30 protein-coding genes are annotated in these 26968 nt (G+C 62.7%); 11 read left to right on the forward strand and 19 right to left on the reverse strand.

Annotated features, from left to right (window positions below; all coding sequences use genetic code 11):
• Positions 1 to 58: 58 nt before the first annotated feature.
• Complete coding sequence (locus R2676_RS01965; protein ID WP_027680728.1) at positions 59 to 1891, reverse strand: ATP-binding response regulator; 1833 nt, start codon at positions 1889 to 1891, stop codon at positions 59 to 61.
• A gap of 220 nt (positions 1892 to 2111) precedes the next feature.
• Here R2676_RS01965 and R2676_RS01970 point away from each other — a divergent pair, with 220 nt between their 5' ends.
• The 4 genes from R2676_RS01970 to R2676_RS01985 all read left to right on the forward strand — a co-directional run bounded on the left by R2676_RS01970 (position 2112) and on the right by R2676_RS01985 (position 7008).
• Complete coding sequence (locus tag R2676_RS01970) at positions 2112 to 3110, forward strand: bifunctional riboflavin kinase/FAD synthetase (protein WP_206274163.1); 999 nt, start codon at positions 2112 to 2114, stop codon at positions 3108 to 3110.
• Positions 3111 to 3219: 109 nt separating this feature from the next.
• Complete coding sequence (ileS, locus tag R2676_RS01975; protein ID WP_206274164.1) at positions 3220 to 6099, forward strand: isoleucine--tRNA ligase; 2880 nt, start codon at positions 3220 to 3222, stop codon at positions 6097 to 6099.
• On the forward strand, positions 6099 to 6623 hold the full coding sequence (gene lspA / locus R2676_RS01980) for a signal peptidase II (RefSeq protein WP_206274165.1): 525 nt from the start codon (positions 6099 to 6101) through the stop codon (positions 6621 to 6623). The genes ileS and lspA overlap by 1 nt, the downstream gene beginning before the upstream one ends.
• 7 nt (positions 6624 to 6630) lie before the next feature.
• Complete coding sequence (locus R2676_RS01985; protein WP_316856667.1) at positions 6631 to 7008, forward strand: DUF4180 domain-containing protein; 378 nt, start codon at positions 6631 to 6633, stop codon at positions 7006 to 7008.
• 3 nt (positions 7009 to 7011) lie between these two features.
• On the opposite strand, the gene R2676_RS01990 is transcribed toward R2676_RS01985, so the two are convergent.
• A complete protein-coding gene (locus R2676_RS01990) occupies positions 7012 to 7590 on the reverse strand; it encodes a YdcF family protein (RefSeq protein ID WP_206274166.1) in 579 nt (192 codons plus the stop codon).
• 149 nt (positions 7591 to 7739) lie between these two features.
• Between R2676_RS01990 and coaBC the strand changes: the two genes are divergently transcribed.
• The 3 genes from coaBC to dut are packed head-to-tail and all read left to right on the forward strand — an operon-like array spanning position 7740 to position 10431.
• The gene (gene coaBC / locus R2676_RS01995; RefSeq protein ID WP_206274167.1) at positions 7740 to 8945 is read left to right on the forward strand and encodes a bifunctional phosphopantothenoylcysteine decarboxylase/phosphopantothenate--cysteine ligase CoaBC; all 1206 of its coding nucleotides are present in this window, start codon (positions 7740 to 7742) and stop codon (positions 8943 to 8945) included.
• Positions 8942 to 9988, forward strand: coding sequence for an LLM class flavin-dependent oxidoreductase (locus R2676_RS02000; RefSeq protein WP_206274168.1), 1047 nt, complete (start codon positions 8942 to 8944; stop codon positions 9986 to 9988). Before coaBC ends, R2676_RS02000 begins: the two co-directional genes overlap by 4 nt.
• Positions 9985 to 10431 carry a dUTP diphosphatase gene (dut, locus tag R2676_RS02005; RefSeq protein ID WP_024974963.1) on the forward strand — a complete coding sequence of 149 codons (447 nt, stop codon included), beginning with the start codon at positions 9985 to 9987 and terminating at the stop codon, positions 10429 to 10431. Before R2676_RS02000 ends, dut begins: the two co-directional genes overlap by 4 nt.
• A 64-nt stretch (positions 10432 to 10495) precedes the next feature.
• Here dut and clpA read toward each other — a convergent pair whose 3' ends face one another.
• Positions 10496 to 12784, reverse strand: coding sequence for an ATP-dependent Clp protease ATP-binding subunit ClpA (clpA, locus tag R2676_RS02010; protein WP_012762704.1), 2289 nt, complete (start codon positions 12782 to 12784; stop codon positions 10496 to 10498).
• Positions 12781 to 13107 (reverse strand): ATP-dependent Clp protease adapter ClpS, encoded by a 327-nt coding sequence (clpS, locus tag R2676_RS02015; protein ID WP_003261876.1) that lies wholly within the window; start codon positions 13105 to 13107, stop codon positions 12781 to 12783. The genes clpA and clpS overlap by 4 nt, the downstream gene beginning before the upstream one ends.
• Positions 13108 to 13683: 576 nt before the next feature.
• Here clpS and R2676_RS02020 point away from each other — a divergent pair.
• The 3 genes from R2676_RS02020 (at position 13684) to R2676_RS02030 (ending at position 15230) form a co-directional block, all read left to right on the forward strand.
• Positions 13684 to 13887, forward strand: a complete 204-nt coding sequence (locus R2676_RS02020) for a cold-shock protein (protein WP_004631953.1) — start codon at positions 13684 to 13686, stop codon at positions 13885 to 13887.
• Positions 13888 to 14071: 184 nt separating this feature from the next.
• Positions 14072 to 14527, forward strand: a complete 456-nt coding sequence (locus tag R2676_RS02025; protein WP_206274169.1) for a DUF2501 domain-containing protein — start codon at positions 14072 to 14074, stop codon at positions 14525 to 14527.
• 82 nt (positions 14528 to 14609) lie between these two features.
• Positions 14610 to 15230, forward strand: coding sequence for a DUF4126 domain-containing protein (locus R2676_RS02030; protein WP_206274170.1), 621 nt, complete (start codon positions 14610 to 14612; stop codon positions 15228 to 15230).
• 434 nt (positions 15231 to 15664) lie between these two features.
• Here the strand turns inward: R2676_RS02030 and R2676_RS26150 are convergent, their stop codons facing one another.
• Entirely contained in the window at positions 15665 to 15946 is a 282-nt protein-coding gene (locus R2676_RS26150; protein ID WP_410482473.1) for a DUF4236 domain-containing protein, read from the reverse strand.
• Between the two features lie 190 nt (positions 15947 to 16136).
• On the opposite strand from R2676_RS26150, the gene R2676_RS02035 reads away from it, so the two are divergent.
• Positions 16137 to 16847 carry a hypothetical protein gene (locus R2676_RS02035; RefSeq protein WP_316856663.1) on the forward strand — a complete coding sequence of 237 codons (711 nt, stop codon included), beginning with the start codon at positions 16137 to 16139 and terminating at the stop codon, positions 16845 to 16847.
• 313 nt (positions 16848 to 17160) lie between these two features.
• Here R2676_RS02035 and R2676_RS02040 read toward each other — a convergent pair whose 3' ends face one another.
• The 14 genes from R2676_RS02040 to icd form a co-directional block, all read right to left on the reverse strand.
• Positions 17161 to 17394 carry a hypothetical protein gene (locus R2676_RS02040; protein ID WP_316856662.1) on the reverse strand — a complete coding sequence of 78 codons (234 nt, stop codon included), beginning with the start codon at positions 17392 to 17394 and terminating at the stop codon, positions 17161 to 17163.
• Between the two features lie 126 nt (positions 17395 to 17520).
• Positions 17521 to 17733 (reverse strand): hypothetical protein, encoded by a 213-nt coding sequence (locus R2676_RS02045; protein WP_316856661.1) that lies wholly within the window; start codon positions 17731 to 17733, stop codon positions 17521 to 17523.
• A gap of 128 nt (positions 17734 to 17861) precedes the next feature.
• The gene (locus R2676_RS02050) at positions 17862 to 18425 is read right to left on the reverse strand and encodes a hypothetical protein (protein ID WP_316856659.1); all 564 of its coding nucleotides are present in this window, start codon (positions 18423 to 18425) and stop codon (positions 17862 to 17864) included.
• Between the two features lie 3 nt (positions 18426 to 18428).
• Entirely contained in the window at positions 18429 to 18773 is a 345-nt protein-coding gene (locus R2676_RS02055; protein WP_316856658.1) for a hypothetical protein, read from the reverse strand.
• A gap of 82 nt (positions 18774 to 18855) precedes the next feature.
• Complete coding sequence (locus R2676_RS02060) at positions 18856 to 19209, reverse strand: hypothetical protein (RefSeq protein WP_316856657.1); 354 nt, start codon at positions 19207 to 19209, stop codon at positions 18856 to 18858.
• A 148-nt stretch (positions 19210 to 19357) separates the two neighbouring features.
• Positions 19358 to 20017, reverse strand: a complete 660-nt coding sequence (locus R2676_RS02065; protein WP_316856656.1) for a TubC N-terminal docking domain-related protein — start codon at positions 20015 to 20017, stop codon at positions 19358 to 19360.
• A complete protein-coding gene (locus R2676_RS02070) occupies positions 20014 to 21324 on the reverse strand; it encodes an AAA family ATPase (protein WP_316856654.1) in 1311 nt (436 codons plus the stop codon). The genes R2676_RS02065 and R2676_RS02070 overlap by 4 nt, the downstream gene beginning before the upstream one ends.
• A complete protein-coding gene (locus R2676_RS02075) occupies positions 21311 to 21706 on the reverse strand; it encodes a hypothetical protein (RefSeq protein ID WP_316856653.1) in 396 nt (131 codons plus the stop codon). The genes R2676_RS02070 and R2676_RS02075 overlap by 14 nt, the downstream gene beginning before the upstream one ends.
• Positions 21707 to 21800: 94 nt before the next feature.
• A complete protein-coding gene (locus R2676_RS02080; RefSeq protein WP_316856652.1) occupies positions 21801 to 22097 on the reverse strand; it encodes a hypothetical protein in 297 nt (98 codons plus the stop codon).
• Positions 22090 to 22353: a hypothetical protein gene (locus R2676_RS02085; RefSeq protein WP_316856651.1), complete on the reverse strand. Its 264-nt coding sequence runs from the start codon at positions 22351 to 22353 to the stop codon at positions 22090 to 22092. The genes R2676_RS02080 and R2676_RS02085 overlap by 8 nt, the downstream gene beginning before the upstream one ends.
• Before the next feature lie 305 nt (positions 22354 to 22658).
• Positions 22659 to 22883 carry a helix-turn-helix transcriptional regulator gene (locus R2676_RS02090; RefSeq protein WP_316856650.1) on the reverse strand — a complete coding sequence of 75 codons (225 nt, stop codon included), beginning with the start codon at positions 22881 to 22883 and terminating at the stop codon, positions 22659 to 22661.
• A gap of 174 nt (positions 22884 to 23057) precedes the next feature.
• On the reverse strand, positions 23058 to 23930 hold the full coding sequence (locus R2676_RS02095) for a DUF6387 family protein (protein WP_316856648.1): 873 nt from the start codon (positions 23928 to 23930) through the stop codon (positions 23058 to 23060).
• A gap of 96 nt (positions 23931 to 24026) precedes the next feature.
• Positions 24027 to 25280: a tyrosine-type recombinase/integrase gene (locus R2676_RS02100; RefSeq protein WP_316856646.1), complete on the reverse strand. Its 1254-nt coding sequence runs from the start codon at positions 25278 to 25280 to the stop codon at positions 24027 to 24029.
• Between the two features lie 178 nt (positions 25281 to 25458).
• A complete protein-coding gene (gene icd, locus R2676_RS02105) occupies positions 25459 to 26709 on the reverse strand; it encodes an NADP-dependent isocitrate dehydrogenase (protein ID WP_004631917.1) in 1251 nt (416 codons plus the stop codon).
• Positions 26710 to 26968 lie beyond the last annotated feature (259 nt).

Here is a 26968-nt window from a genome sequence, read left to right on the forward strand (position 1 = left end):
CTTGGCCTGACCATCGCGGCGCCGCCATCGACGGCGCCGTTTTACATTCCCGTCCGGATCAGTAAGCGACCTGCGGCTCGGCTGAGCGGCCGCGCAGCCAGCGCTTGAGCAGCACGCGCAGCATGTTCGGGTCCATCGGCTTGGCCAGCAGCAGGTAGCCTGCTTCTTCGGCGCGCGCCAGGGCGGCGGAGTTGCGATCGCCGGTGAGCAGCACGGCGTGCGCATCGGGGTGGCTGACCTGCCAGCGCTCAAGCAGTTGCAGGCCGTCTTCCTCGCCGGGCAGGCGCAAGTCGCAGAAGATGATCTGCGGACGAATGCCGCGCGCGAGCAGTTGCTCGGCGGAGCGGCCGTCTGCCGCGCTGTGGACTTCCACGCCCCAGGCTTCGAGCAGCGCGTGCCAGGCCTTGCGGATCTGCGGGTCGTCATCCACCACCAGCACCACGCCGGAGAACCGCGGCTGGTCGAGCACGGCGCGCTTCTGCTCGGCGCGCGGCTGCGTCGCCAGCGGCGCCTTGATCTCGGCGGGTACGGGCCGCAGCGCCATCCAGAACATCGAGCCGCGCCCCGGCACCGAGCGCACGCCAAACGTGCCGCGCAGCAGACGCACACATTCCTTGTAGATCGACAGGCCCAAGCCGAGACCCTGGCTCGGATCGCGCTCCGGGTTTTCGACCTGGTAGTACGTCGAGAAGATGTCTTTCTGGTGCTCCGGCGCGATGCCGATGCCGGTATCCCAGACCTCGATCCGCAGATGCTTCTGGCGCACGCGCAGCGCCACCATCACGCCGCCGCGCTCGGTGTAGCGCAGCGCGTTTTGCAGGAGGTTGAACAGCGCCCGACGCAGCAGCACCGGCTCGGCCATCCCGAATACGGGCAGCGGCGGGATACGCGCCGCGAGCGTCAGGCCCTTGGCGCGCGCATCCGGCATGAACTGCTGAACCACCTCGGTGATGACCTCGCCCAGATCCACCGGCTCCAGCGTCGGCGAGGTCTTGCGGCTCTCCAGCTTGGACAGATCCAGCAGCGAGCGGAACAGCAAGTCGATGGTCGCAGCGCCCGAAGCGAGTTGCTCCACCAGCGGCGCCAAGGATTCCGACTGGTTGCGCGCCCGTAGCGCCTCTACCAGCAGCACGATCGCATGCACCGGCTGGCGCAAGTCGTGGCTGGCCGCGGCCAGGAAGCGCGATTTTTCTTCCGACGCCGACAATGCGCGCTGCTTTTCATCCTGGTAGCGGCGCGCGAGCTGGCGGCTCTCGTTCTCCAGCTGGATTTCGCGCACCAGCGTGTTGTGGATGTTCACGGCATGCCGCGTCAGCAGCGCCGCAAAAAACAGCAGCACGCCGCGCAAATACAGCCCATGCCCCGGAAACGCCTGCTCGGCCAGCACAAAGTGCGGCGCCAGGATGCCCGTCCCGAGGATCAGCAAACTGGATGGCACCGGCGCCTGCGACAACACCGCCGCCGCCGCCACACCGATGATCACGATCATCAGCAGGCTGCTGAATTCCAGCGACGGCGACATCAGATACAGCCCTGCCGAACAGCCCCACGCCACCCCCCCCACCGCTGACATGACGTGCATGCCCGTCCACCACTTGCGGGTGTGCGCGGCCAGCGTCATGCGGGTCAGGTCGTAGCGATAACCAAAATAGAAGCGCAGGCCCGACGCCGTCAGGCACAGCATGATGAGGCACCAGCCCAGCAGCCCCGGCCGGTTCGAGGCATCCCAGAATGCGGCGACCGTCAGGGCGGGCAGGACGACCGAGGCGGCGATCCCCATGGGCGCCCCGCGATGCACGGCGGCGAGCAGCTTGGCTCGGGCATCCAGTTCAAGCGGCGCGCGGCTGGCAAGCCCGAACTTGGCGAAGAAAAGGCGCAGCGAGGCGTTCAAGGCGATGTCGGCAAGAAACTGGATACCGGATTGTGCCGCAAGCATGAACCGCGCGGGCGCATCGTTCGGACGATTGTGCAACACCCAGCTTCATCCTCCCTTGACCCGCCGGGGACGGGGCAATCCCTTATATAATGTGCGTTTTGCTGGATTTTGGCCGGCAGCCGCGCCAATCCGGTACAAAACGCACTTCCCCCTTCCTCGACCACCGACGCTTCTCGTGAAAGTCTTTCGCGGCCTGCCCAACGCCGAAAGTCGCGCGCCCTGCGCGTTGACCATCGGCAACTTCGACGGCGTGCACCGCGGGCACCAGTCTCTGCTGGCCCGCGCACGCGCGGCGGCCGACGCACGCGGATTGCCGCTCACGGTGATGACGTTCGAGCCGCATCCGCGCGAATTCTTCATGCCGGACCGCGCGCCCACCCGCATCGCCCTGCTGCGCGACAAGCTGGAAAGCCTGCGCCGCCAAGGCGTCGACCGCGTGGTCGTGGAGCATTTCAACGCGCATTTTGCGGGCCAAACGCCGGACGAATTCGTCCGCAATGTCCTGGTGGATGGTCTGCACGCGCGCTGGCTGCTGGTGGGCGATGACTTCCGCTTTGGCGCCAAGCGCGCCGGAGATTTCACCTACCTGCAGGCCGCCGGCGCGCAGTTCGGCTTTGAAGTCGAGCAGATGGGCTCGGTGTCGGAGTCCGGCATCCGCATCTCCAGCTCGGCGGTGCGCGAGGCGCTGGCCGCGGGCGACCTCGAACATGCCCGCCGCCTGCTCGGTCACGGTTATGCCATCAGCGGGCACGTGGTGCATGGGCAAAAGCTCGGCCGCTCGCTCGGCTTCCCGACGCTGAATCTGCGCATCTCGCACCGCAAGCCGGCAGTGGCCGGCATCTTTGTCGTGCAGGTGCACGGGCTGGCTGAAAAGCCGCTGCCGGCCGTCGCCAGCATTGGCGTACGCCCGACGGTGGACGACTCCGGCCGCGTGCTGCTGGAAGTGCATGTCTTTGATTACAACGCCAGCGTCTACGGCAAGCTGGTCCGCGTGGAATTCATGAAGAAGCTGCGCGACGAGGCTCGCTACGATTCGCTCGATGCGCTCAAGGACGCCATCGCGCAGGACTGTGTTCACGCGCGGCAGTTCTTCGGCCTGCCCGTTCCGCCGGCCGGCGAGTCGCCAGCGCTTCGGCGCGACTTCGCCACCTCCGCCACCGACCGAATTCAGTAGGCGGCCGACACGTTCGCCGCCCAGAAGCCACACGCTGCGCACGCGCGCCCTGCACTGTCAGCCGTGCCTGCACCCACCCGAATTGCCCGAATCTGCCCCACATCACACCATGTCCGATTCCAAGAAGCCTACGCCGGAGAAGAGCAAGTACCCGGTCAACCTGCTGGACACGCCCTTCCCCATGCGCGGCGACCTGCCCAAGCGCGAACCGCTGTGGGTCAAGCAGTGGCAGGACAAGCAGCTCTACAAGAAGATCCGTGCCGCGCGCAAAGGCGCAAAGAAGTTCATCCTTCACGACGGCCCGCCGTATGCCAACGGCGATCTGCACATCGGCCATGCGGTCAACAAGATCCTCAAGGACATGGTGATCAAGGCGCGCGGCCTGACCGGGCTGGACGCCGTCTACGTGCCGGGCTGGGACTGCCACGGCATGCCGATCGAAATCCAGATCGAAAAGCAGTTCGGCAAGGGCTTGCCGGTCAAGGAAGTCCAAGAGAAAGCGCGTGCCTACGCCACGGGCCAGATCGCTCGCCAGAAGGCGGATTTCGAACGCCTGGGCGTGCTGGGCGACTGGGCCGATCCGTACCTGACCATGAACTTCCGCAACGAAGCGGATGAAGTGCGCGCGCTGGGCAAGATTCTGGAAAAGGGCTACGTGTTCCGCGGCCTGAAGCCGGTCAACTGGTGCTTCGACTGCGGCTCGGCATTGGCTGAGGCGGAAGTCGAATACGCGGATCGGACCGACCTGTCGATCGACGTCGGCTTCCCGTTCGCCGACATCGACGCGCTGGCGAGCGCCTTCCACGTCGGCGCCGATGTGCTCAAGGCCAAGCCGGGCTGGATCGTGATCTGGACCACCACACCGTGGACGATCCCTTCCAACCAAGCGCTGAACCTGCACCCGGAAATCGAATACGCGCTGGTCGACACGCCGCGCGGGCTGCTGATCGTCGCCAAGGAGCGCGTCGAGGCCTGCCTGCAAAGCTGGAAGCTCGAAGGCACCGTGCTGGCCACGTGCGAAGGCGCGGCGCTCTCGGGCGTGCGTTTCCACCATCCGCTCGCCAAGATGGACGCGGGCTACGACCGCACCTCGCCGGTCTATCTGGGCGACTACGTGACCATTGACACCGGCACGGGCATCGTCCACTCCGCGCCCGCCTACGGCGTGGAAGACTTCCAGTCGTGCAAGGCCCACAACATGCCCGACTCGGAGATCATCAACCCGGTCATGGGCAACGGCGTGTACGCATCGACGCTGCCACTGTTCGGCGGCCAGATGATCTGGGATGCCAATCCGAAGATCGTCGAGGTGCTGCGCGACTCGGGCAACCTGTTCGATGCGCACAAATACGCGCACAGCTACATGCACTGCTGGCGCCACAAGACGCCGATCATCTATCGCGCCACGTCGCAGTGGTTTGCGGGGATGGACGTGCAGCCCAACGACGGCAACGCCACGCTGCGCGAAACGGCGCTCGCCGGCATCGATGCCACCGCGTTCTACCCGTCGTGGGGTAAGCAGCGCCTGCACAACATGATCGCCAACCGCCCGGACTGGACGCTCTCGCGCCAGCGCCAATGGGGCGTGCCGATGGCCTTCTTCGTGCACAAGGAAACCGGCGCACTGCACCCGCGCACGCCCGAGCTGCTGGAGCAAGTCGCCCAGCGCATCGAACAAAGCGGCATCGAAGCCTGGCAGACGCTCGACCCGCGCGACCTGCTCGGCGACGAGGCTGACATGTACGAGAAGAATCGCGACACGCTCGACGTGTGGTTCGACTCGGGCACGACGCACTGGCACGTCATCCGCGGCTCGCATGCCGCAGATCTGTACGACGCTTCGGCCGACCTGCCGGACGGTCGCCTGGCCGACCTGTACCTGGAAGGCTCCGACCAGCACCGCGGCTGGTTCCACTCGTCGCTGCTGACGGCTTCGATGCTGTACGGCAAGCCGCCGTACAAGGGCCTGCTCACGCACGGCTTCACGGTGGACGGCGAAGGCCGCAAGATGTCGAAGTCGATCGGCAACACGATCGCGCCGCAGGAAATCGCCAACAAGATGGGCGCCGAGATCATTCGCCTGTGGGTGGCTTCGACCGACTACTCGGGCGAACTCGCCATCTCGGACGAAATTCTCAAGCGCGTGGTGGAAGGCTATCGCCGCATCCGCAACACGCTGCGCTTCCTGCTCGCCAACCTGACCGACTACGATCACGCCAAACACGCGCTGCCGACCGAGCAATGGCTCGAAATCGACCGCTATGCCGTAGCGCTGACGGATGCGTTGCAGAAGGAAGTCCTGTCGCACTACGACGTCTATGAATTCCACCCGGTCGTCGCCAAGCTGCAGACGTTCTGCTCGGAAGACCTGGGCGGCTTCTACCTCGACGTGCTGAAGGACCGCCTGTACACCACGGCGCCCGATTCCGTGGCGCGCCGCTCCGCACAGAACGCGCTGTATCACATCACCCAGGCCATGCTGCACTGGATGGCGCCGTTCCTGTCGTTCACGGCCGAAGAGGCATGGCAGGTCTTCGCACACGGCACCGAGCACACCGACACCATCTTCACCAGCACCTACTACGACGCTCCGGTGCCGCAAGGCGCCAGCGCGCTGCTGGAGAAGTGGGCCGCCATCCGCAACGTGCGTGGCGAAGTCACCAAGCAACTCGAAGCCCTGCGCATCGACGGCAAGATCGGCTCGTCGCTGCAGGCGGAAGTGACGGTGTCGGCGGGTGAGTCGGTGCATGACGCATTGGCCAGCCTCGGCGACGACCTGCGCTTCGTGCTGATCACGTCGGCGGCCAAGCTGGAACGCGCACCGGAAGGCGGCGATCTGCTCATCACCGTGGTGCCGTCCACGCACGCCAAGTGCGAGCGCTGCTGGCACTACCGCGCCGACGTCGGCCACGACCACGCCCACCCGACCCTCTGCAAGCGCTGCACCGACAACCTGTTCGGCGCCGGCGAACAACGGAGCGCTGCCTGATGGCCACTCGCAACAAGGGCAAGAGCAAATCGATCGGAATGAAGAAGAGCGGCGGCGGTCATGGCGTGGGCCCCTGGCTCGGCCTGGCCGTCATCTGGATCCTGCTGGACCAGTTGACCAAGATCGCCGTCCTCAAAACCTTCACGTACGGCGAGTCGCGGCCGGTCACCGGGTTCTTCAACCTGGTGCTGGCCTATAACAAGGGAGCGGCGTTCTCGTTCCTGGCGGCGGCGGGCGGCTGGCAACGCTGGTTCTTCACGGGCCTGGGCGTGGCGGCTGCGCTGTTCATCGTGTGGCTGCTCAAGCGGCACAGCGGGCAGAAGATGTTCTGCTTTGCGCTGGCGCTGATTCTGGGCGGCGCGCTGGGCAACGTGATCGACCGCGTCATCTACGGTCACGTGGTGGACTTCCTCGACTTCTACCTGCACAACTACCACTGGCCCGCCTTCAACGTGGCGGACTGCGGTATCTGCATCGGCGCGGTGCTGCTGATCGTCGACGAACTGCGGCGCGTGCGTCGCTAAGGCTGCCGTGTCAGACCTCCAGCATTGGAACGGCGAAGCGGTGCTGTGCCTCGATGAGGCCGGCCCGCGCATCGCCAGCGAACAGGACGCACTGGATCATCTGATCGGCGAGGCGCTGGGGCATGGCGCATCGATGGTTGCCGTGCCGGTCAGCCGCCTCGACGCCGCGTTCTTTGCGCTGCGCACCGGTCTGGCCGGCGGCATCGCGCAGAAGATCACGAACTACCGGTTGAAGCTCGCCGTGGTCGGCGACATCTCCGCGCACCTGGACGCCAGCAGCGCGCTGCGCGACTGGGTGCGGGAATCCAACAAGCGCGACACGATCCGCTTCGTCCCGTCCCTGGACGACCTGGCCGCCGATGCGCGGCCCATGCCTGCCGAATGAGGCTCACGCCCAATAGCGGACGGCGTACCACGCCCGTTTGACGTATTCGGCAAGAATCGACCCGGCCTCGTAGATCGGAACCGACTTGGCGAGCGTGTCACCCGGGAATACGCCCCGCGCACCCCAGGCGACCTCCGGCCAGACCTTGCGGAACACCGCCAGCGCCCGGCCGGTGTGATACCAGCTCGTGACCAGTATTGCGCTGTCGACGTGCTGGTCCGCCAGCGTCTCGCGCGTCATCCGCGCATTCTCCATCGTGCTGCCGGACACACATTCGTGGCCAATGCGCTCTGCCGGCACACCGGCCATCACCAGGCGGCGCGCGATGAGAAGGCAATCGCCCTGCCCGCTGACAAACACGCGTGGCGCGATGCCTGCGTGGTACAGCTCGGCGGCGCCGATCACGCGCCGGCCCGATTCGCCGCCCAGCACGACGATCATGTCTGCGTGCCCAAGCTTCGGCTCCTCGCGCAGCCATGTCTTCGCCCCACACACGAGCGTAGCGCCGACCACCACCGCCACGATGGCGCAACCGCCAATCCAGGCGAGGACATTGCGAACTGCGGAACGACCGAAAACCATATCGAGAATGCGCGTTTGACGAAAAACCCGAGCGCCAGACGCGCCCCGGGGCAAGCCGGTATCATCGCCACTGTTCAGCAGGAAGCCCGGGCACCGGGTTGTATCCTGCCCGCGCATATTGCGTCAATCGGATTCCCAAGCGGGTTGTTATGGAACTGCAAGGCAAACATTTCGTGCTCGGCCTGACCGGGGGCATCGCGTGCTACAAGTCGGCCGAGCTGGTGCGGCTCTTGACCAAGGCGGGCGCAACCGTGCAGGTGGTGATGACCGAGGCCGCCACGCACTTCATCACGCCGGTGACGATGCAGGCGCTTTCCGGTCGCCCGGTCTTCACGTCCCAGTGGGACGGCCGCATCGGCAACAACATGCCGCACATCGACCTCTCGCGCGAGGCGGATGCCATCGTCATCGCGCCGGCGTCCACCGACTTTCTCGCCAAGCTCGCGCACGGCATGGCCGACGACCTGCTCTCCACACTGTGCATCGCGCGCGATTGCCCGCTGCTTGTGGCACCCGCGATGAACCGCCAGATGTGGGCCGCGCCCGCCACGCAACGCAATGCCGCTCAACTGCGCGCCGACGACGTCACCCTGCTCGGCCCCGATGCCGGCGACCAGGCCTGCGGCGAAGTCGGCGACGGCCGCATGCTCGAGCCGGAAGACATCGTCGAGCAACTCATCGGCTTCTTCCAGCCTAAGCTGCTGCGCGGCCACCGCGTGCTGTTGACAGCCGGCCCGACCTTCGAGCCGATCGACCCGGTGCGCGGCATCACGAACCTGTCCAGCGGCAAGATGGGCTTTGCGCTGGCGCGGGCCGCATCGCAGGCCGGTGCGGAGGTCACGCTCGTCGCTGGGCCGTGCCATCAGGACACGCCTGCAGGCGTATTGCGCATCGATGTGCAAACCGCCCAGCAGATGCACGATGCCGTCATGCGCGAGTTGGACACCACGAAGAACGACATCTTCATCGCCGTGGCCGCCGTGGCGGATTGGCGTGTGGCGCAAGCCGCGGAGCAGAAGCTCAAGAAGCAGAGCGATTCCGACGTACCGACACTGACGTTCACGCAAAACCCGGACATCCTGGCCGCCGTGGCGCGCCGTGCGAATGCGCCGTTCTGCGTCGGCTTTGCAGCAGAAACCGAACGCCTGGAAGAGTTCGGCGAGGCCAAGCGTCAGAAAAAAGGCATTCCGTTGCTGGTCGGCAATCTCGGCCATCAGACCTTCGGCCGCGACGACAATGAAGTCGCGCTCTTCGATGCAAAGGGCATCACGCGCCTGCCGCGCGCCGACAAGCTGACGCTGGCGCGCCAGATCGTCGCCGCCATCGCCGACCGTGTGCACGGAGCACGGTCATGAGTGCCGCGCCGATCCGTCTATCGGTCCTGGACCAAAGCCCCGTCATTTACGGCCACAGCGCACGCGATGCCATCGCCGCGACGGTCGACCTGGCACAACTGACGGATTCGCTCGGCTACACGCGCTACTGGTGCGCCGAGCACCACGGCCTGCGGGGCGTCAGCAACCCTGCGCCGGAAGTGATGATCGCCCGCGTGGCGAGCGCCACGAAGCACTTACGCGTGGGCTCTGGCGGCGTGATGCTGCCGTATTACAGCCCGTTCAAGCTGGCCGAGCAGTTCCGCCTGCTGGAAGCGCTGTTCCCGAACCGTATCGACCTGGGTGTCGGCCGCGCGCCCGGCGGCGACATGCGTACCGCGCAGGCCGTGGCCATGGGCGACTACAACCGCGGCGACATCTTCCCGCAGCAGGTGCAGGAACTGATCTGGCACCTGACGGGCACGCTGCCGCCGGATCACCCCGCCTACGGCGTCATCCTGCAGCCCGAGATCGACACCCAACCCGAACTGTGGGTGCTCGGCTCCAGCGATTTTGGCGGCGCGCTGGCCGCGCGCCTGGGTATCCGTTTCGCGTTTGCGCATTTCATCAACCCGCACGTCGGGCACATCGTCGCGCAGCAGTACCGCACCGATTTCGAACCCGGCTACGACGCACGGCAGTACAGCGCTGCCGCCGTCTTCGTGATTGCGGCAGACACTGAAGCCGAGGCGCGCCGCTACGAAGCTGCGATTGATTTGCGCCGCGTGCAGATGGCGATTGGCGTGAATGGCCCGATTCCGACCGTCGAGCAAGGCGAAGCGCATGTCTACACCGAACGCGACCAAGCCATCGTCATGCGCGAGCGGCCGCGCAGCATCATCGGCACGCCGGAATCCGTGGCCCAGCAGATGCATGCGCTCAAGGACCGCTTTGTCGCCGACGAGCTGATCGTGCTGACCGTCGCGCCGAGCTACAAGGCGCGCCTGCGCTCGTACGAGCTGCTGGCCGAGGCGTTTGCGCTACCATCTCCGGCTTCTGCAACCTCTTCGGCCTGCCCCGCATGAAACTCGACGTCAAGATCCTCGACGCCCGCCTGCACGAACAGCTCCCGCAGTACGCCACCACCGGCAGCGCCGGGCTGGACCTGCGCGCCTGCATCGACGCCCCGCTCACCATTGAGCCCGGCACCACGCATCTGGTCCCGACCGGCATGGCCATCCACCTGGCCGACCCCGGTTATGCCGCGCTGATCCTGCCGCGCTCGGGCATGGGCCACAAACATGGCATCGTGCTGGGCAACCTGGTCGGCCTGATCGATTCGGATTACCAGGGCCAGCTGATGGTCAGCACCTGGAACCGTGGCAGCACTGCGTTCGTTCTCAACCCGATGGAGCGCCTTGCGCAGCTCGTGATCGTGCCGGTCGTGCAAGCCGAGCTGAACATCGTCGACGACTTTGCCGAGAGCGAGCGCGGTGCCGGCGGTTTCGGCAGCACAGGGCGCCACTGACAATATCGCCCGCATGAAAAAAGGCCCGGAAGTTCCGGGCCTTTTGTTTGGTGCGACAAACGCGTCAAGCTTCCGCTTCTTCCTGGGCAGGTGCCGGCGGCGCTTCGTTCTCGGAGAATTCCAGCTTCACCGCATCCGCATCGTCCAGATCCACGACTACCTTTCCGCCGTTGACCAGCTTGCCGAACAACAGCTCGTCGGCCAGCGCCTTGCGGATCAGGTCCTGAATCAGACGCTGCATCGGGCGCGCGCCCATCAGCGGGTCGAAGCCCTTCTTCGCCAGGAAGCGACGCAGCTTCTCGGTGAAGATGGCATCCACCTTCTTCTCGTGCAGTTGCTCTTCCAGCTGCATGAGGAACTTGTCGACCACGCGCATGATGATTTCCTCATCGAGCGAGCGGAAGCTGATGGTTGCGTCCAGACGGTTGCGGAACTCCGGCGTGAACATGCGCTTGATGTCGGCCATCTCGTCGCCCTGTTCGCGCGCCGTGGTGAAACCGATCGTTGCCTTGTTCATCGTCTCGGCGCCTGCATTGGTCGTCATGATGATGATCACGTTGCGGAAGTCCGCCTTGCGGCCGTTGTTGTCCGTCAGCGCGCCGTGGTCCATCACCTGCAGCAGGATGTTGAAGATGTCTGGGTGCGCCTTCTCGATCTCGTCCAGCAGCAGCACGCAGTGCGGCTTCTTGGTCACGGCTTCCGTCAGCAGACCGCCTTGGTCGAAGCCCACGTAGCCCGGAGGCGCGCCGATGAGCCGGCTCACCGCATGGCGCTCCATGTACTCCGACATGTCGAACCGAATCAGCTCGATGCCGAGAATGAACGCGAGCTGCTTGGCAACTTCCGTCTTGCCCACGCCCGTCGGGCCGCTGAACAGGAACGAGCCGATCGGCTTGTCCGTCTTGCCCAGGCCGGCACGCGACATCTTGATCGCCGAAGCCAGCGCGTCGATGGCCGGATCCTGCCCGAACACGACCGACTTCAGGTCGCGCTCCAGCGTCTGCAGCTTGCTGCGATCGTCCTGCGACACGCTTTGCGGCGGGACGCGTGCGATGCGCGAGACGATGTCCTCGATCTCGCCCTTGCCAATCGTCTTCTTCTGCTTCGACTTCGGCAGGATGCGTTGGGCCGCACCGGCTTCGTCGATCACGTCGATCGCCTTGTCCGGCAAATGACGGTCGGTGATGAAGCGCGCCGACAGCTCAGCCGCCGCAGTCAACGCCGACGACGCGTACTTCACGCCATGGTGTTCTTCGAAGCGCGACTTCAGGCCGCGCAGAATCTGCACGGTCTGATCGACGGTCGGCTCCACCACGTCGATCTTCTGGAAGCGGCGGGACAGCGCTGCATCTTTTTCGAAGATGCCACGGTATTCCGTGAACGTCGTCGCACCGATGCACTTGAGCGCACCCGACGACAGCGCCGGCTTGAGCAGATTGCTCGCGTCCAGCGTGCCGCCCGAAGCGGCGCCAGCGCCGATCAGCGTATGGATTTCGTCGATGAACAGGATCGCGTTCGGGTTGTCCTTGAGGGACTTCAACACGCCCTTCAGGCGTTGCTCAAAGTCGCCGCGGTATTTGGTGCCGGCCAGCAGCGCGCCCATGTCGAGCGAGTAGACGACGGACTTCGCGAGGATGTCCGGCACTTCGCCCTTCGTGATGCGCCAGGCCAGACCTTCGGCAATGGCCGTCTTGCCGACACCGGCCTCGCCCACCAGCAGCGGGTTGTTCTTGCGGCGGCGGCACAGCACCTGCACCACGCGCTCGACTTCCTGCTCGCGGCCGATCAGCGGATCGATCTTGCCGGCCTTGGCCAACGCGTTCAGGTTCTGGGTGAACTGCTCCAACGGGCTTTCCTTGCCGTCGCCGCCTTCGCCTTCGGGGTTGCCCTCGCCTTGCTTGGCGGGCTCCGCCTGGTCCTTGCGGATGCCGTGGCTGATGAAGTTGACGACATCCAGCCGGGTCACGCCCTGTTGCTGCAGGTAGTACACCGCGTGCGAATCCTTCTCGCCGAAGATGGCCACCAGCACATTCGCGCCCGTGACTTCCTTCTTGCCGTTGGAGGTCGACTGCACGTGCATGATGGCGCGCTGGATCACGCGCTGAAAGCCGAGCGTCGGCTGCGTATCCACCTCGTCGGTGCCGGGCACGACGGGCGTGTTGTCAGCGATGAAGTTCTTCAGGTGCGTGCGGAGATCTTCGATGTTGGCGGCGCAGGCGCGCAGCACCTCCGCGGCCGTCGGATTGTCCAGCAGCGCAAGCAGCAGGTGCTCCACCGTAATGAATTCGTGGCGAGCCTGGCGGGCTTCGACAAACGCCATGTGCAGGCTGACTTCCAGTTCTTGCGCGATCATGCTTCCTCCATCACGCACTGCAGCGGATGACCCGCTTGCCGTGCATGGGTTGATACCAATTCCACTTTCGTCGCGGCGATATCCCGAGTGTAGATACCGCACACGCCCTTACCTTCCCGATGCACAGTCAGCATGATCTGTGTGGCAGTCTCCCGGTCTTTGCTGAAGTATTGCTGAAGAATCATCACGACGAATTCCATCGGGGTGTAGTCGTCGTTGAGCAGCAGCACCTTGTACATCGCGGGCGGTTTGAGCGCTTGCTCTTTCCGCTCCAGGACGGTGCCTGCATCGTGTTGTGGAGTGGTCGCTTGCCGGATTGCCATGGTCTTATTCTAACCACTCCTTTCGAGTTCGCAATTTGGGGAAATAACGCCGACTTCAAGGTCTACAAACGGTTTGGCCAGCGCCGCGTGCGTCCATCAGCCCTCGGGCGCGAAGGGTTTTACCGCCTGCACGCTGGCTGGAACAGGCGCAAGGTCCGGGCCTGAAACGCTGACCGTTTTCATTACTTTGGGACGATCCAGCCCATTTCGAGCAAATCCTCTTCAGAAACTGACCGTTTTTCGCCACAGACCCACCTATTGTGGCCTTGACAGTCTGTTGCATTCCTCGAACAATCGAATTCAACATGTGCGCCCTACTGCCCCGCAAACCGTTGGCAGCGAGCCGCATGAATGGTGAGCCCGGGAGGCCTCACACCAGTCGACAACAGATCGACAACCGCTTCAGGCTGTGGTGTTTGCCACAAGAAGACCGATCGCTTGCGGCGCGGTTCCACCCGCGCCATTCGTCGTGCCTCGCAGGCCGGCGGCCGGGCGATGACTGCGCGGTACCGCTCTGCACTGCCCCGACAGGCATACCCTCCCGGCTCTGACTTGTGTTTTAACGGAGGGGTTTTCATGGCACTCGGTACGGTCAAATGGTTTAACGACGCCAAGGGTTTCGGTTTCATCTCGCCTGACGAAGGCGGCGAAGAGCTGTTCGCGCATTTCTCGGCCATCCAAATGGCTGGCTTCAAGACGCTCAAGGAAAATCAGCGCGTCTCGTTCGAAGTGACGCAAGGCCCGAAGGGCAAGCAGGCTACCAACATCCAGGCTGCCTGATTGGCGTTGCGCGGCACCCCGCCTGACGGCGGCGGTGTTCAAATGCAAAAAACCCGGCGACATGCCGGGTTTTTTGTTGCCGGGGCGCAGGACAATGACGGGGATGCACCGCGCGCAACACGTCATTTCGGCGGATCGCGCAGTACGGTGTGGTAGCACCCGTGCCATTCAAGGAGCCCCCCGCATGAAACACCATCTGACCTGCACCGCCACCACGGCAACACTGCTCATTGCCGCGCTGCTTCCCGCTGCCGCCCACGCCCAGCTCGGAGAGCTCATCAAAGGCGCCACGCAGGGCACCAGCCAGGGCGGCACGGGTAGCCTCGGCAACATCGGCAGCCTGGGCGGTCTACCGTCGCTGGGGTCGTTGACATCGGGCAGCACCGGCAATGTGGCAGGTGTGCTGGAGTTCTGCATGCGGAACAACTACCTGGGCGGTGCCACCGACGTGGCCTCGGTCAAGGACAAGCTGCTCGGCAAGCTGAGCGGTGCGCCGGCAGCCAACCCGGGTTACACCGACGGCACAAAGGGCATCCTGACCGGCGCGGATGGCAACACATTCGACTTGAGCACCCTCAAGTCGCAAATCACCCGGCAGGCTTGCGACAAGATCTTGGCGCAGGGCAAATCGCTGCTTTAAGCCGCTGCGCAGGCGAGCGCGCACTACACTGCAATAATGATTCGCCGTTCGTCCGTCCCCTTCTTCGCTCCCGAGGAACCTCATGCTGGAAACCGCCGCGCTGGCTGCCGGACTCTCCTGGACCAGCGGATTCCGTCTCTACCTGGCCGTATTTGCTGCGGGCGTGCTGGGCCGCACGGGTTGGCTGCATTTGCCGCCCGGCCTGCAGATGCTGGAATCGTGGTGGGTCATCGGCCTGGCCGGCGTGCTGGCGGTAGCGGAATTCCTGGCCGACAAGATTCCCGGGTTCGATTCGGTGTGGGATGGCATCCAGACCTTCATCCGCGTGCCTGCGGGTGCGATCCTGGCTGCGGCTGCGTTCGGACAGCTCGATCCGCAATGGATGGTGGCCGCGGGGCTCATCGGCGGGACGCTGGCCGGCACTGCGCATGCCACCAAAGCCGGCACGCGCGCCCTGATCAACACGTCGCCGGAACCGTTCTCGAACTGGGTGGCGTCGTTCAGCGAAGACGTGGCGGCCAGCGGCGGTTTGTTGATGGCGTTCTTCCTGCCGATTGCGTTTCTGGTGGTGCTCGCGCTGCTGCTGTTGGTATCGGCGTGGCTGCTGCCCAAGCTGTGGCGCGGCGTGCGGCGGCTGCGCGATGTGCTGCGCGGGCGCTCGCCGGGGCCACAATCGCCGGGCACAACGCGGTTGCCGAACTAGGCGCCGCCTGCGCGCAGCGGCGAAGCCGCATCAGGCACGCGCGCCTTCCCCAGGCGGAACGTCCTGAGCAACTGGGCTGATTGAACGAAGCCCAGCGCATGCGCCTGCGGCGCCTTTGTTGCAGCAACGGCGCCGAGGCCCATTGGCTTGCCCGCCCTTCTGTGAGCGCATCCACCAAGCGTGCCAGCACAAGCGGACGGCGGGTTCCGGCTCCAAACAAAAAAACCCCGGCCAGCCGAAGCTGCCGGGGTTTTGTCACATCCATCGCGACCGGAGCCGCGAGCGACATGCTTACATATTCGATCATTCTGTGTAAATCGCCTGCAAACCCTTATGCACCAATGGGCACTTGTTGTCAGCCCTCAAAAAACCCTCCTATTTACACTCACTAGCGCGCGGCCGGCCTTCGTTTCGGCACTCAGCCGATACGCCGCCTACCCGAAGTAGAGCCAGCACATCGCAAGCGCCAACACTATCAGCACCAGCATCCATAGCCAGCCGGAACGCCTAGGCACATCCTGGTCGCGCAGGTTAGACACGCGCTGAGAGTACGACAGACCAGTGCCGGGAACACCTACAGTGCCGCGAGGGCCGCGTAGACCGCCAACATTCAGGGTCGCCCCCTTCCCGCCGACGGACAGCGATATGCCGGATTTGCTGATGTTCAGATGCACACCTGGGGCGATCTTGATGCGGCGTTGAAATCGGAATGGCATAGCATGCGGTCTCCCTTTTCTAGGCGATTCTACTTCCGAGTCCTGTACCGGCGCATGATCAGCGAGCGACGCCGGTATCAGAGTGTCGGTGACAAATAGATGGGGAACGGAGTGCGTTGGCTACGTATTAGGCACACCTAACACGCAATGCCGTAGAGTCCATAGCTACGCCATCTACCCGCGTCATGCCATGACACCACGTTCCGCCGGCACATTCTTCGCCAGGCTGATCCCGTCCATCATTTCTGACCTTCGTCGCATTGCTAGCCGCTCACGTGGCGAAACCACGGTCGAAGATCTCCAAACTGAGGCGTGGCTCGTAGCGGAAGAGTTAAGCCGAGACCGTGATCCTCCGCCAGATGCGGGCGACAGGGGCTTCCAGCAGCAAATACTCGGTCGACTCTACAACCGCTTTGTCAACTTTGCGGACAAGCACCTGCGTTTCGCGACGCGTATTGACGAACAACGAGAAGATGATGACGGTGGGATGCGCGAGAACTCGATCGCGGCCGCACTGGCAGCCCCCTCTGCCTACGACCCTTCCCAGGCTATCGAAAATCGAGAAGACGAGCGCAGACAAGAACGGCAGATCCTCGGGTATTTCGCTGAGGCAGTTGCATACCTTCGCATCTTCGCAGCGATGAAGAACGATCGATCCGCCGTCGCCGATCACCTGGCGATTGGGGCCAGCACCCTGCGCAGGAGAATCGAACATGCGGAGTGGGCGGTAAAGATCCAGCCGTCACTGTTCGATGGCATCACGGCTATACCAGACGACTTCATGCCCCCACGCGGTAACCGCCTCACACTGGTTACCACTCGCGCCGAAAGGCGGGTGCCGATCTCTCTGACGCAGTTTCGGCTATTCGCCCGAGCCTACGTGCCCATACGCCGGATTTGAGCGCACCTCAGCGGTAACCCCCGCTGGTAACTTGTTCAGATGGTGCCGCGCTAACGCGGTCGCGGGGTCGCCGGTACCCGCGTGGCCCAAAGCGCCGAAGGACCCGGGCGCGCGCGACCGCCCGACCAACCCCGTCAATTCGCCCGGGATTGCGCTTTCTTGGGCGGCCCGCTGTCCCGCCTTAGCGGCACAAATGCAACGCCCGCAGCTCATCCATTGGTTCCAAGATTGTGCATCACCAACGCGACGCACTTGCCTTGGGTGTAGAACTGTTCTACGCACCCTCGCTGCGCAGCAAGGACGGTAACGTAACTCACTTCTTACCGCCTGACTTGATTGGCGCCACCCGCAGATCTCCGTACCAGAGCACCATCCAGTTTTCGATCCACACGTCACCAAAGACGACAGGAACCGGCGTTCCCTGGTCGACGGTTGGCACGCTGACATCCTGCAACGTAGCCGCAGGCGGACTACTCGGTTTCGGCCTCATCGCGATGCTCAGGATGTAGGTCACCACCATGATGCCAAGTTGAATCCATCCATTCATTGGAATCTCCTCAATACTTAGACGGACAACTCAGACGCCCGTCGATTAGGGTCGGCATGTAAAGCTGACGCCCCACGAAACCGATCGCAGAAAGAAGCTCAACGCTTACTGGGCTTCGATGGCAGATCAGTGCTTCACATAACTACCGCGCTTGAGTTGCTTCTCAATCTTCGCCGATTGCTCTGCAAGCGCCAGAGCTTTGGCCACGTCTCCGCGTGCGGCGGAAAGAAATGCAAGCACCATGTTCGTTGGCTCATTCGCTTGGGCTTGCTGGTTGGCGAAGTCCTTCGCGACGGCTTCAGCGAGGCGACGATGTTCGCGAGTAGGCTTGGTAGGCATAAGGGTGTCCTCATGAAAGAGAAGTGGCCGCGTCACCCCCGCAAACCCATACAGAATGGGTGGCACCGGGTCAGCGGCCATCGCATCTGCAGCGGTGCCTGCACACGCGTTTCGGTACCAAGGAAAACTCAGGTCGCCGCGGCTCTGGCAGCCTCCAGCTCAGCCACGATCTCTTCACGCTGCTTGCGTAGCCTGATCAAATCTGCGTCGATCCTCGACAAGCGTTTGGCTCGATCGGCCGCACTGATACCGCTCCTAAGATCGCTTCCCCAAACCCGGCTCACAAGTTCTGGCAAGCGGTCCTCAATGAGCGGCCGCATGAAGAAAATCAACGCTGCAGGGTCCGCAGGCGGCTGCGATACATCCATGCCTCGATACTGACCGACGTACTCGCCATTACCTGCGCGGTGCCGCTTCGTGCCGAGCAAATGGCCGCCTTCCGCATCGTTGTCAATCCATTCGCCGTCGACCTTAGAAAGAGCATCGGGCGTCCAGTGCCAACTCAGGCTCTCGATAAAAGCCTTCTCGTGATTTTCAAGGCCTTTCTTCAGCCACGCGATAAATGACGCTGCATCTGGCGGAAGCTTCGCCACACGCTCACGCTCCCCTTCAAGGTCTGAGATTTCCTTGTCGAGCGCGCCGATCGAGTTTCGCGCGCCAGTCAGCGCCACTAGTAAGTCACGAATTGCCATTTGTCATCTCCGATTAACCCAACGCAAGGCCGGTGAAGTTGAAGGAAGATTGACATCGCGCGATGCGAGCCAGCGTGCCAGTTCGGCGCGATCGATGCGTACGCCCTCGATGACTTCGCGCGGCTTCTTCCATTGCACGCCGTCGACGTTCACAGAAATGAACCGGATGTCATCGATACTGTGCAGGTCACCAGCCATGAGCGCACTTCTCATTGCTGCCACCAGCGTCATGGCGCGGGCATAGTCATAATCCGCAAGCAACATAGCGACCTGCATGAGATCGACTGCATCACCTTGTGGTAACTCGACAGCCGGCATCAATTTTTTGAGTTCATCCATCGGATTCATCTCGCGTAGATCCTGATGCTAATAATGGGCGAGCGGACACCCCCGCAAAAGTGCGAGAGTGCAATTTGCCTCCCTTTTTGCACTAGCCCTTAGAACGTCTGTAGTACTGCGCTCGAATGGTCGCCGGCTCCCGATGGCGTAGACGTGCGACCTCTGCACATGCTGCATCGATTTTCCAGCCGGCAGCGCGCAGCGCTTCAACCTCGGCACGCACGGCATCACCAACCTTTGGTTTGCGTCGGACGGCTTCGCGTGCCGCGCGCATCGTGGACTGTTCGTAGGCGCGAAGCCGCGCGCCTACGTGGCGGTGCCCATCAGCACCCCAGTGAGCAAAAGCGACGGAACGCATCGCATCGATAGGAATGCCTGCGATCCATGCCACTAGGCGAACAAGGACCTCGCGTTCAATCTCATCGTGAATTTCTTGATTGTTCATTGCCCCTCCGACGGCTTCCATTGCAAACCCTGCGAAGTGCGAACCCTGCGAAGACGCTCGGAATTGCGCGCCTAGTCGACGATCGCGGTCGCCGGTACCCGCATAGCCCGAAACGCCGAAGGACCCAGGCCCGGCCGCCCCATCCCCCTCAACTCGCCCGGGATTGCTGCTTCTTTACTCGGATTGACCGCCTGGGGCTGTGAAGCCTGCACGTGTTCAACGCGTCCGGCGCATCCAACCATTCGTGATGCCGCCAGCGCAACGCTGCTCCCATCTCACATCGCACCGGTACGCCGCTGTCGTGGAGCGTCCTGTGCTGACAGGTCCCGCATTTGCGGATGGCGTCATGCTCGGCGACCGCTTTTCGGCCGATGATGGCGATACGCGCCACGGCCTCGATAGCGCCCAAACGCTCGCGGAAGTACGCCAGATCATCAGCCAGGCTGGAGACAGGCTGACGAGCAACCAAACCCTGTAAATGTGCCCGCTGGTCATCTGACCAACCCTCTATGTCGGCCACCTTGCTAATGGTTGCCCGCAGGTCAGAAACCAAACCCACTACGCGCTCTGACGACATCGGTGGGCACCACGGCATGAATGGCCCATCCGCCACCGGGTAGCCCGACGAATCGGCGGCGTTATTCGCGGCCCGTCGCAGATAGGCCACGATTTCTGCCTTGTGGGCGGCGAGTTCGGGCTTGAGCGCGGCAATTGAATCGGCAGGACCGCGCAACTTCACCCCATCGCCATTCAAAGACAGACGGACGCCCATGGCCTTCGCCTTGCTCAGGATCTGTGCAACGCTCATACCTCGTCCTCCGTGTCATCGTCGGCAGATTTCAGACGAACAACGCCACTCCCTCCGCTGTGGCGGTCTTCGCGTTCCTCTCCTGAAACGGCGGTCTTCGCCTGCCCGCAAACCCTTGCTTTTCTGGAAGACCGCCACGGTTCCCGAAGACCGCCACCGTTTAGCGAGTGGCGGGGTTCGTCATCTTCGTGGCGGACTTCGGCGGGAAGCACCCACACCCAGCCTTCTTGCATACCGGCTTTGCGCGCCTCGACCCCTAGTTCACGCTTTGCGCGTTCGATGGTGCGCCAGGAGTACCCAGCTCCAGCCGCGTCAGACTTAATGACCTTTACCGACGCTGGGCCATCCTCCAGCATCGAGCGCAGGAAGTCGGCAGCCTGATCGCGCTCTGTCCGTTCTTCCTGGTCTTCTTCGTGCTCGACATCCCCCAGGATCTCGCGTGCGGTGCCCTGTATCAGTTCACCCCACACAATGCGGCTGGCAGTGATGCCGGCGCCCGCCTCAACCAACTCGATCGAGTAGCTAACGCCGCCGTCATCAGGAGAGATATTCGATTTGGCTCGGGCGAGGATGCGGCGTTCAGCAGCTTCGTCCTTGCCTGCCACCAGCACCATCCGCGCGAGCGCAACAAACGCCTGAGAACCGATCACGCGCTCCGCCGGACTTGTGCCTCGTGTTCCCTTGGCAAAGTGCGAGATCCCCAGCACAGCACATCGGTGTGCAGCAGCCACGTTCACTAGATCCTGCAGGTTGCGACGCACGTCATTCACCCGGTGTGCGTCGCCAGATACAGCGCTGACGATGGGATCGACGATCAGTAGATTGGCGTCGTCCATTTCCGCTAGGCGTTCGGACAGAAGGTGCATGTCTCTGGCCGGGTCGAACGGCTGCAGCTCGCCGTTTTCGTTTGCCACAGCTTGTGCAAAGTGGATGCGCCGCAGATCAGCACCGGCAGCCATCAAGCGCGGGACCAGCGTGTCGGCCGGGTCATCCTCGCTTGACCAGATCAACACTCCTCCCGGTTTCTTCATCCGCGAGCCATCCGGCCATGTTCCCCCTGTGGTGACAATGGCTGCCATTGCGAGCGCAAGCGTGGTTTTTCCGGTGCCGGGCGAGCCGGCCAAAAGCGAAATCTTCCCTGCGGGCAACCAGTCTGGCCACAACCAGGTGATGGCTTCCGGCACAACTTCCGCAGCGCACGTCAGCAATAGGCGAAGGCTGGCCGGTTGCTCCCGCTTTGCCTGGACTGCCTCGAAGGTGGCTTGCGCCTCAGCCGTCGCTGGGACCAAGTTCTCAATGAGCCCCATGCATAGTCCCCTTCTTCAGAATGACGATCGCGGGATGCCGCTCGCCTGTCAGCAGCAGCAAGCGCAGGGGATTCGCCTGCAAGATGCCGGCGATCAAACCCCGTACCAGGCCGCAACTCGTGTCGTCGTCGATCAACAGTTCGCAATCGAGACCATGGAATGCCGACAGGTCGTCGTTCGGGCTCGGTTTGTATCCGGGCGTGACTGAAACTGCCGGCACCCATTTCGCGATGCGGCCGCCGGCCTGGATAACGATCCAGCCATGACGCGGTGTCAGCCTCGAAGCGCGTGCGCGATGAAGTGGCAGTAGCCAGTTAGGGCAGCGCGAGGCATGAGCGCCCCCGCCCGGCTGCCCGTGCAGTCGGTTGAGACTCAGATTCATAGCTACTAGGCTCCCAGTAGGTACCAGGCAGTCGCGCGGAGACGGCGCTGCGAGATCAGAGCGTGGTGATGCGGGACAAACCCGCTCGGTGGGGTCATTGCTCCACCTCGGTGGCTAGATCGATCAGCAGCTTGGTTTCAAGCGCCAAGTCTTCAGCTAGCCCCATGACGGAGTCCAATTCGTCGGTTTCCAGGCTTTCCCAAGGACCGCCATCGTTGGACCGGAGTAGGCGCAGCAATGCATGCAACTGATCGATCTTGGTCGAAGCCATCACCCTTGGTGGACACCCCGGGAGGCGATCCGCGACGAAGGTGTCATCGCCCTCAACACAAGCCGCAATGTTGTAGCGAGACGTGGAGGAAGCCGCAGTATTGGAGGCGAGCTTAGGCATGGCGCGCCTCCGCGGCGACGAACACCACACCAACGATGGCGTCAGCAATGCCCTGCTCGAAGGCTTCGTTGAACGCGCGGCGACGCTCTACCAACTCGGTGAAGCCCATGCCGCAAGCGTGCGCAGCAAAGCGAGAGTCGCGCCACGTTGCGGCGGACATCACCGGGTTTTCTAACCAGAGCACGGCGGCGTTGCGGCCAGCGGCGATTGAGAGGGGGAATTGCTTTTGCTCAGGACGAGCGAGGGATTGGCGCATGATGCAGCCTCCACGGACTGGGTGAGGAACCCGGCCCCCGACGCCAATCGGGGTGGCCGGGCACATGGTGAGGTTGGCGTACCGGCGTCCGTGGGAACCGGCGTGCGCAAGCGCACCCCCACCAAGGCCCAGCCATAGGAGGCACTTGATGCGCGGACATGAAAAAACCGCCAAGCGGCGGTTGTCCGCCACGGAAACTTTCGAGACGCCAATCTCGGCCCCTGCTGTGTCAGGGATGCTCGCAGTATAGCGCGATTGCAGGCGTTTACAAGCGGTGTCAATCCGTTGCGGGACGTAACGATGAATCATTTCGCCTCCACCGCTTCGCCGGCCAGCACGGCGCGCAGCTCGCCCACATTCCAGCGCGCAGACGAACCAAACTTGCGGGGCTTTGGCAGCAGACCAGCTTTAGAACGCCGCCAGACGGTGGTGCGAGTGCAAGAGAGAAGCGCCGCTACGGTCTTGCAGTCCACGTTGGCGCTGTTTGGCAGGTCGTCAAACCTAGCCAAGGGTGTAACAGACATCGGCATCGCGTATCGCTCCAAGAAGTGAGCGCGATACCGAATGCCCCCCGCCGTATCGCGCCGTACCTAGGTGTTACGGGTCGATACGAATTTAATAGCGCTGCAGACTATAGAGCGAGTAACGAAAACCTTGAAATTTCAATCCGGAAGCAATCAAAGGGAATCCGTCTCCGGAATCTCCTACTCTGTTTTCGAGTCCGGAATGGATTTCCCAGTTTCCGGTTCCGCTTCTTCTAGCATCTGGGAATAAAGTGCCTCAATCGAAGAAGGCGCGGCCGCCGCCCGCGCTAGAGGTCCAACTGTTTTCCGAACGCGATCAGCAAGACCGACGTTGTATTCATCGGGGAAGAGAGCAACGCCCAGCGCTTGCTGGCTGATGCGCACTCCATGAATCTCGGCCCATGTCGCCAGATCAAGGTACGCAAGGATGCGGTATTGGTGCCATTCATCAAAATCGGACTGAGTGAAGCGCTTCTGCAAATTCGGGATACCCATGGCAGCGCGCGTCTCGCGCAGCAACCTACGGAAATCGTCTACTAGCTTTTCTTCCGAAGCGTACAGATCCACCGTTACGTGCACCTCGCCCGAAGTATCGATCTCACACTCATCGAGCATTTTCCACGCAGGCACATCTAAGACTTTCATCGCCCTTTCCTCATCAGCGTCATTGCCGGGCGACTCTACTGCCGCTTCCCAAGTGTTTATGGCGTCCAGGTAACGATCGCCTCTCTCTGGATACAAACACGATTTCCCAGAAAGAAATTCCAATGCGGACATGGCCCGCACCTGAGCGCGAAACACGTTCTTGCTAAAACCACCCCCTTCCTTGATCTCGATGTTCTTATTGATGGGTGTACGCAAGAAATAGTCGATCGAGCGGCGCAACTCGTCCCGGTAATAGTCGGAATGGTCACGCATCATTGATAGCCTCAGGGCACGATGTAGCAGGTTCGTGTACCACTCGGCACCGCCAAATTCCTTGCAAGCGTCATACTTGCGCACATCGAATTCCTTTGGCACCTCGACCAACTTTTTAGTCTTCTTGCTTTCCATGGTTTTCCTGTATCCATACCCAAGAGGAAGGAGGCTGCACCAGCCGGGTAGGACCTCCGATGTTCGATCCGTCAATCTAGGCACAGCCCGTAGCTATCAAACGTTGCCGACCCTGCCCTTGATGTTCACCACGTTGCTGGCTGCTGAGATGGCAGCCAGCCGGTCGATCTCGTCGGCTAGGTATTGCAGCGCCTTGCGCCGCTCGGCTTCCAGCTCGTGGTGGTGGTAACTGGCCGCCGTCTGGCTGCCCTCGGTGTGGGCCAGCAGCAGCTCCACTACATCGCGGCTGAAGCCGTGCTCACGCAGAAGCGTTGCGGCAGTGCCCCGTGTGCCGTGCGGTGAGAAATCAGGCACACCAAAGTCCAGGCGCTTGAACAGGTGGTTTAGCGTTGCATCGGCCAGAGGCACGGTCGGGATGGATGGCGACGGAAAGACGTACTCATAGCCGCCGCTTACCGCGCGCTGTATTTCCAGAACCTCCAGCGCTTGGCGCGACAGGTAGACCCGGTGCGGCCGGCGCGACTTCATCCGCTCGGCGGGGATGTCCCACTGTGCTTTGTCGAAATCGAATTCCGCCCATTTGGCACGCAGCACCTCGCTTTTCCGGCACATGCTGTACATCAACAGGTGGACGGCTGCGATCGTGGAGGGATGCGCCCGTTGCTTGCCAAGCGCCCGCCAGAATGTGGCTAGCTCCGGTTCGCTAAGGTGCCGGTGATGCTGCGCCTTCGGGACCGTGACGACACCGCGTAAAGGTCGCGCCGGGTTGGACTCCACCAGCAGCTTTTGGATGGCGTAGTCATAGCACTGCTGGATGATGCCGCGCACGCCCTCCGCCGTATTCGGTGTTGGCCGCAAACCCTCGACAATTGCCAGAACGTGGGCGGGCTTCACATCCACCAGTGCCTTGCGCCCGATGGCCGGCCAAACGAACCTATCTAGGCGCGACCGAATCTGCTTCCGGTAGCCCTCCGTCTTGCCAGCCAGACGCTCATCAATCCACTTGAGGGAAAACGCCTTGAACAGGCGGTCGTCGGCGTCCAGCGCATCCCGTGCCACGCGCTCGGCCTTTTCTTCACGCCTGTACGCCGCAGGGTCTTCACCACGCTCGACCATCGCCCGGTATTCGACGTGCCGGTCGCGGGCATCGGCCACGCTGATTTCGGGATAACGCCCGATGGTGACTTCGCGGCGCTTGCCGCCCAGCCGGTATTGGTAGGCCCAGGTCTTAGCGCCGCCCGGCGCGACCAGTACGAACAATCCGCCGCCGTCGACCAGCTTGTACCGGCCATCCTTCGGCTTGGCGTTGTTGATCCGGGTCGGGGTCAGTACGTAGTTGAAGTGACGCATGGAATCACCCTCCAAATGGAGTGTCTGGAGTGTTTTTCGGGGATAGTTACCCTCCGAATTACACTCACTAATGGAGTGTTTCCATGATACCGCGTGACACCGCATGAAACAAAAAACCCCGGCAGACCTTTGATCCACCGGGGTTTCGTGCAACAGCCAGATACTGACTGAAACTCGCTTACATATTGTCGATCATCACCTGACCGAAGCCCGAGCACGACACTTGCGTCGCGCCTTCCAGCAGGCGGGCGAAGTCGTACGTGACCTTCTTCGACAGGATCGACTTCTCGATCGACGAGATGATCAGGTCAGCGGCTTCCGTCCAGCCCATGTGGCGCAGCATCATTTCGGCCGACAGGATTTCCGAACCCGGGTTCACGTAGTCCTTGCCAGCGTACTTCGGCGCGGTGCCGTGGGTGGCTTCGAACATCGCCACCGAATCCGACAGGTTGGCACCCGGGGCGATACCGATACCGCCGACTTGTGCAGCCAGGGCGTCGGAGATGTAGTCGCCGTTCAGGTTCAGCGTGGCCACAACCGAGTACTCGGCCGGACGCAGCAGGATCTGCTGCAGGAAGGCGTCGGCAATCGCGTCCTTGACGATGATTTCCTTGCCCGTCTTCGGGTTCTTGAACTTGCACCACGGGCCGCCGTCGATCAGCTCGGCGCCGAATTCCTTCTGTGCCAGCGCGTACGCCCAGTCACGGAAGCCACCTTCCGTGAACTTCATGATGTTGCCCTTGTGCACGATCGTGACCGACGGCTTGTCGTTGTCGATCGCGTACTGGATGGCCTTGCGCACCAGACGCTCGGTGCCTTCGCGCGAAACCGGCTTCACGCCGATGCCCGACGTTTCCGGGAAGCGAATCTTCTTCACGCCGAATTCGTCTTGCAGGATCTTGATCAGCTTCTTGGCCTTGTCGCTCTGGGCTTCGAATTCGATACCGGCGTAGATGTCTTCCGAGTTCTCGCGGAAGATGACCATGTCGGTCTTCTCCGGCTCTTTGACCGGCGAAGGCACGCCCTTGAAGTAGCGCACCGGGCGCAGGCAGACGTACAGGTCCAGCTCCTGGCGCAGCGCCACGTTCAGCGAACGGATGCCGCCGCCCACCGGCGTCGTCAGCGGGCCCTTGATGGACACCACGTAGTCCTTCAGGACTTGCAGGGTTTCTTCCGGCAGCCACACGTCCGGGCCGTACACCTTGGTCGACTTCTCGCCAGCGTAGATTTCCATCCAGGAAATCTTGCGCTCGCCCTTGTAAGCCTTCTCAACCGCCGCGTCCACCACCTTGATCATCACCGGAGTGATGTCGAAGCCGGTGCCGTCACCTTCGATGTACGGAATGATCGGGTTGTTCGGAACGTTGAGGGAGAAGTCTTGGTTGACGGTGATCTTCTCGCCGGCCGGGACCTTGATGTGTTGATACATGGACGACTCCAGTGCAGACCGCAGGTAGCGGGTGGACGGTGGGGGTTGACAGCACAGCGCGCCGCTCTCGGGTTGGCCGGCGTGGCGCGCTGCAATGAACTGGCGATTCTAACGGCCTACGATGACGCGCTCACGATGCACCGCACAAATCTCGCATCCCGCGCAAGCCGTAACTCTTATATAAGACACAAGAGTGAATTCCGCATTATGCCGGAAAATTTCACCATCCGCCATACTGCCGCACGCGCCGGGGCGGCTG

The sequence above is a fragment of the Ralstonia flatus genome, from assembly GCF_958439105.1.
GTDB classification, from domain to species: Bacteria; Pseudomonadota; Gammaproteobacteria; order Burkholderiales; family Burkholderiaceae; genus Ralstonia; species Ralstonia flatus.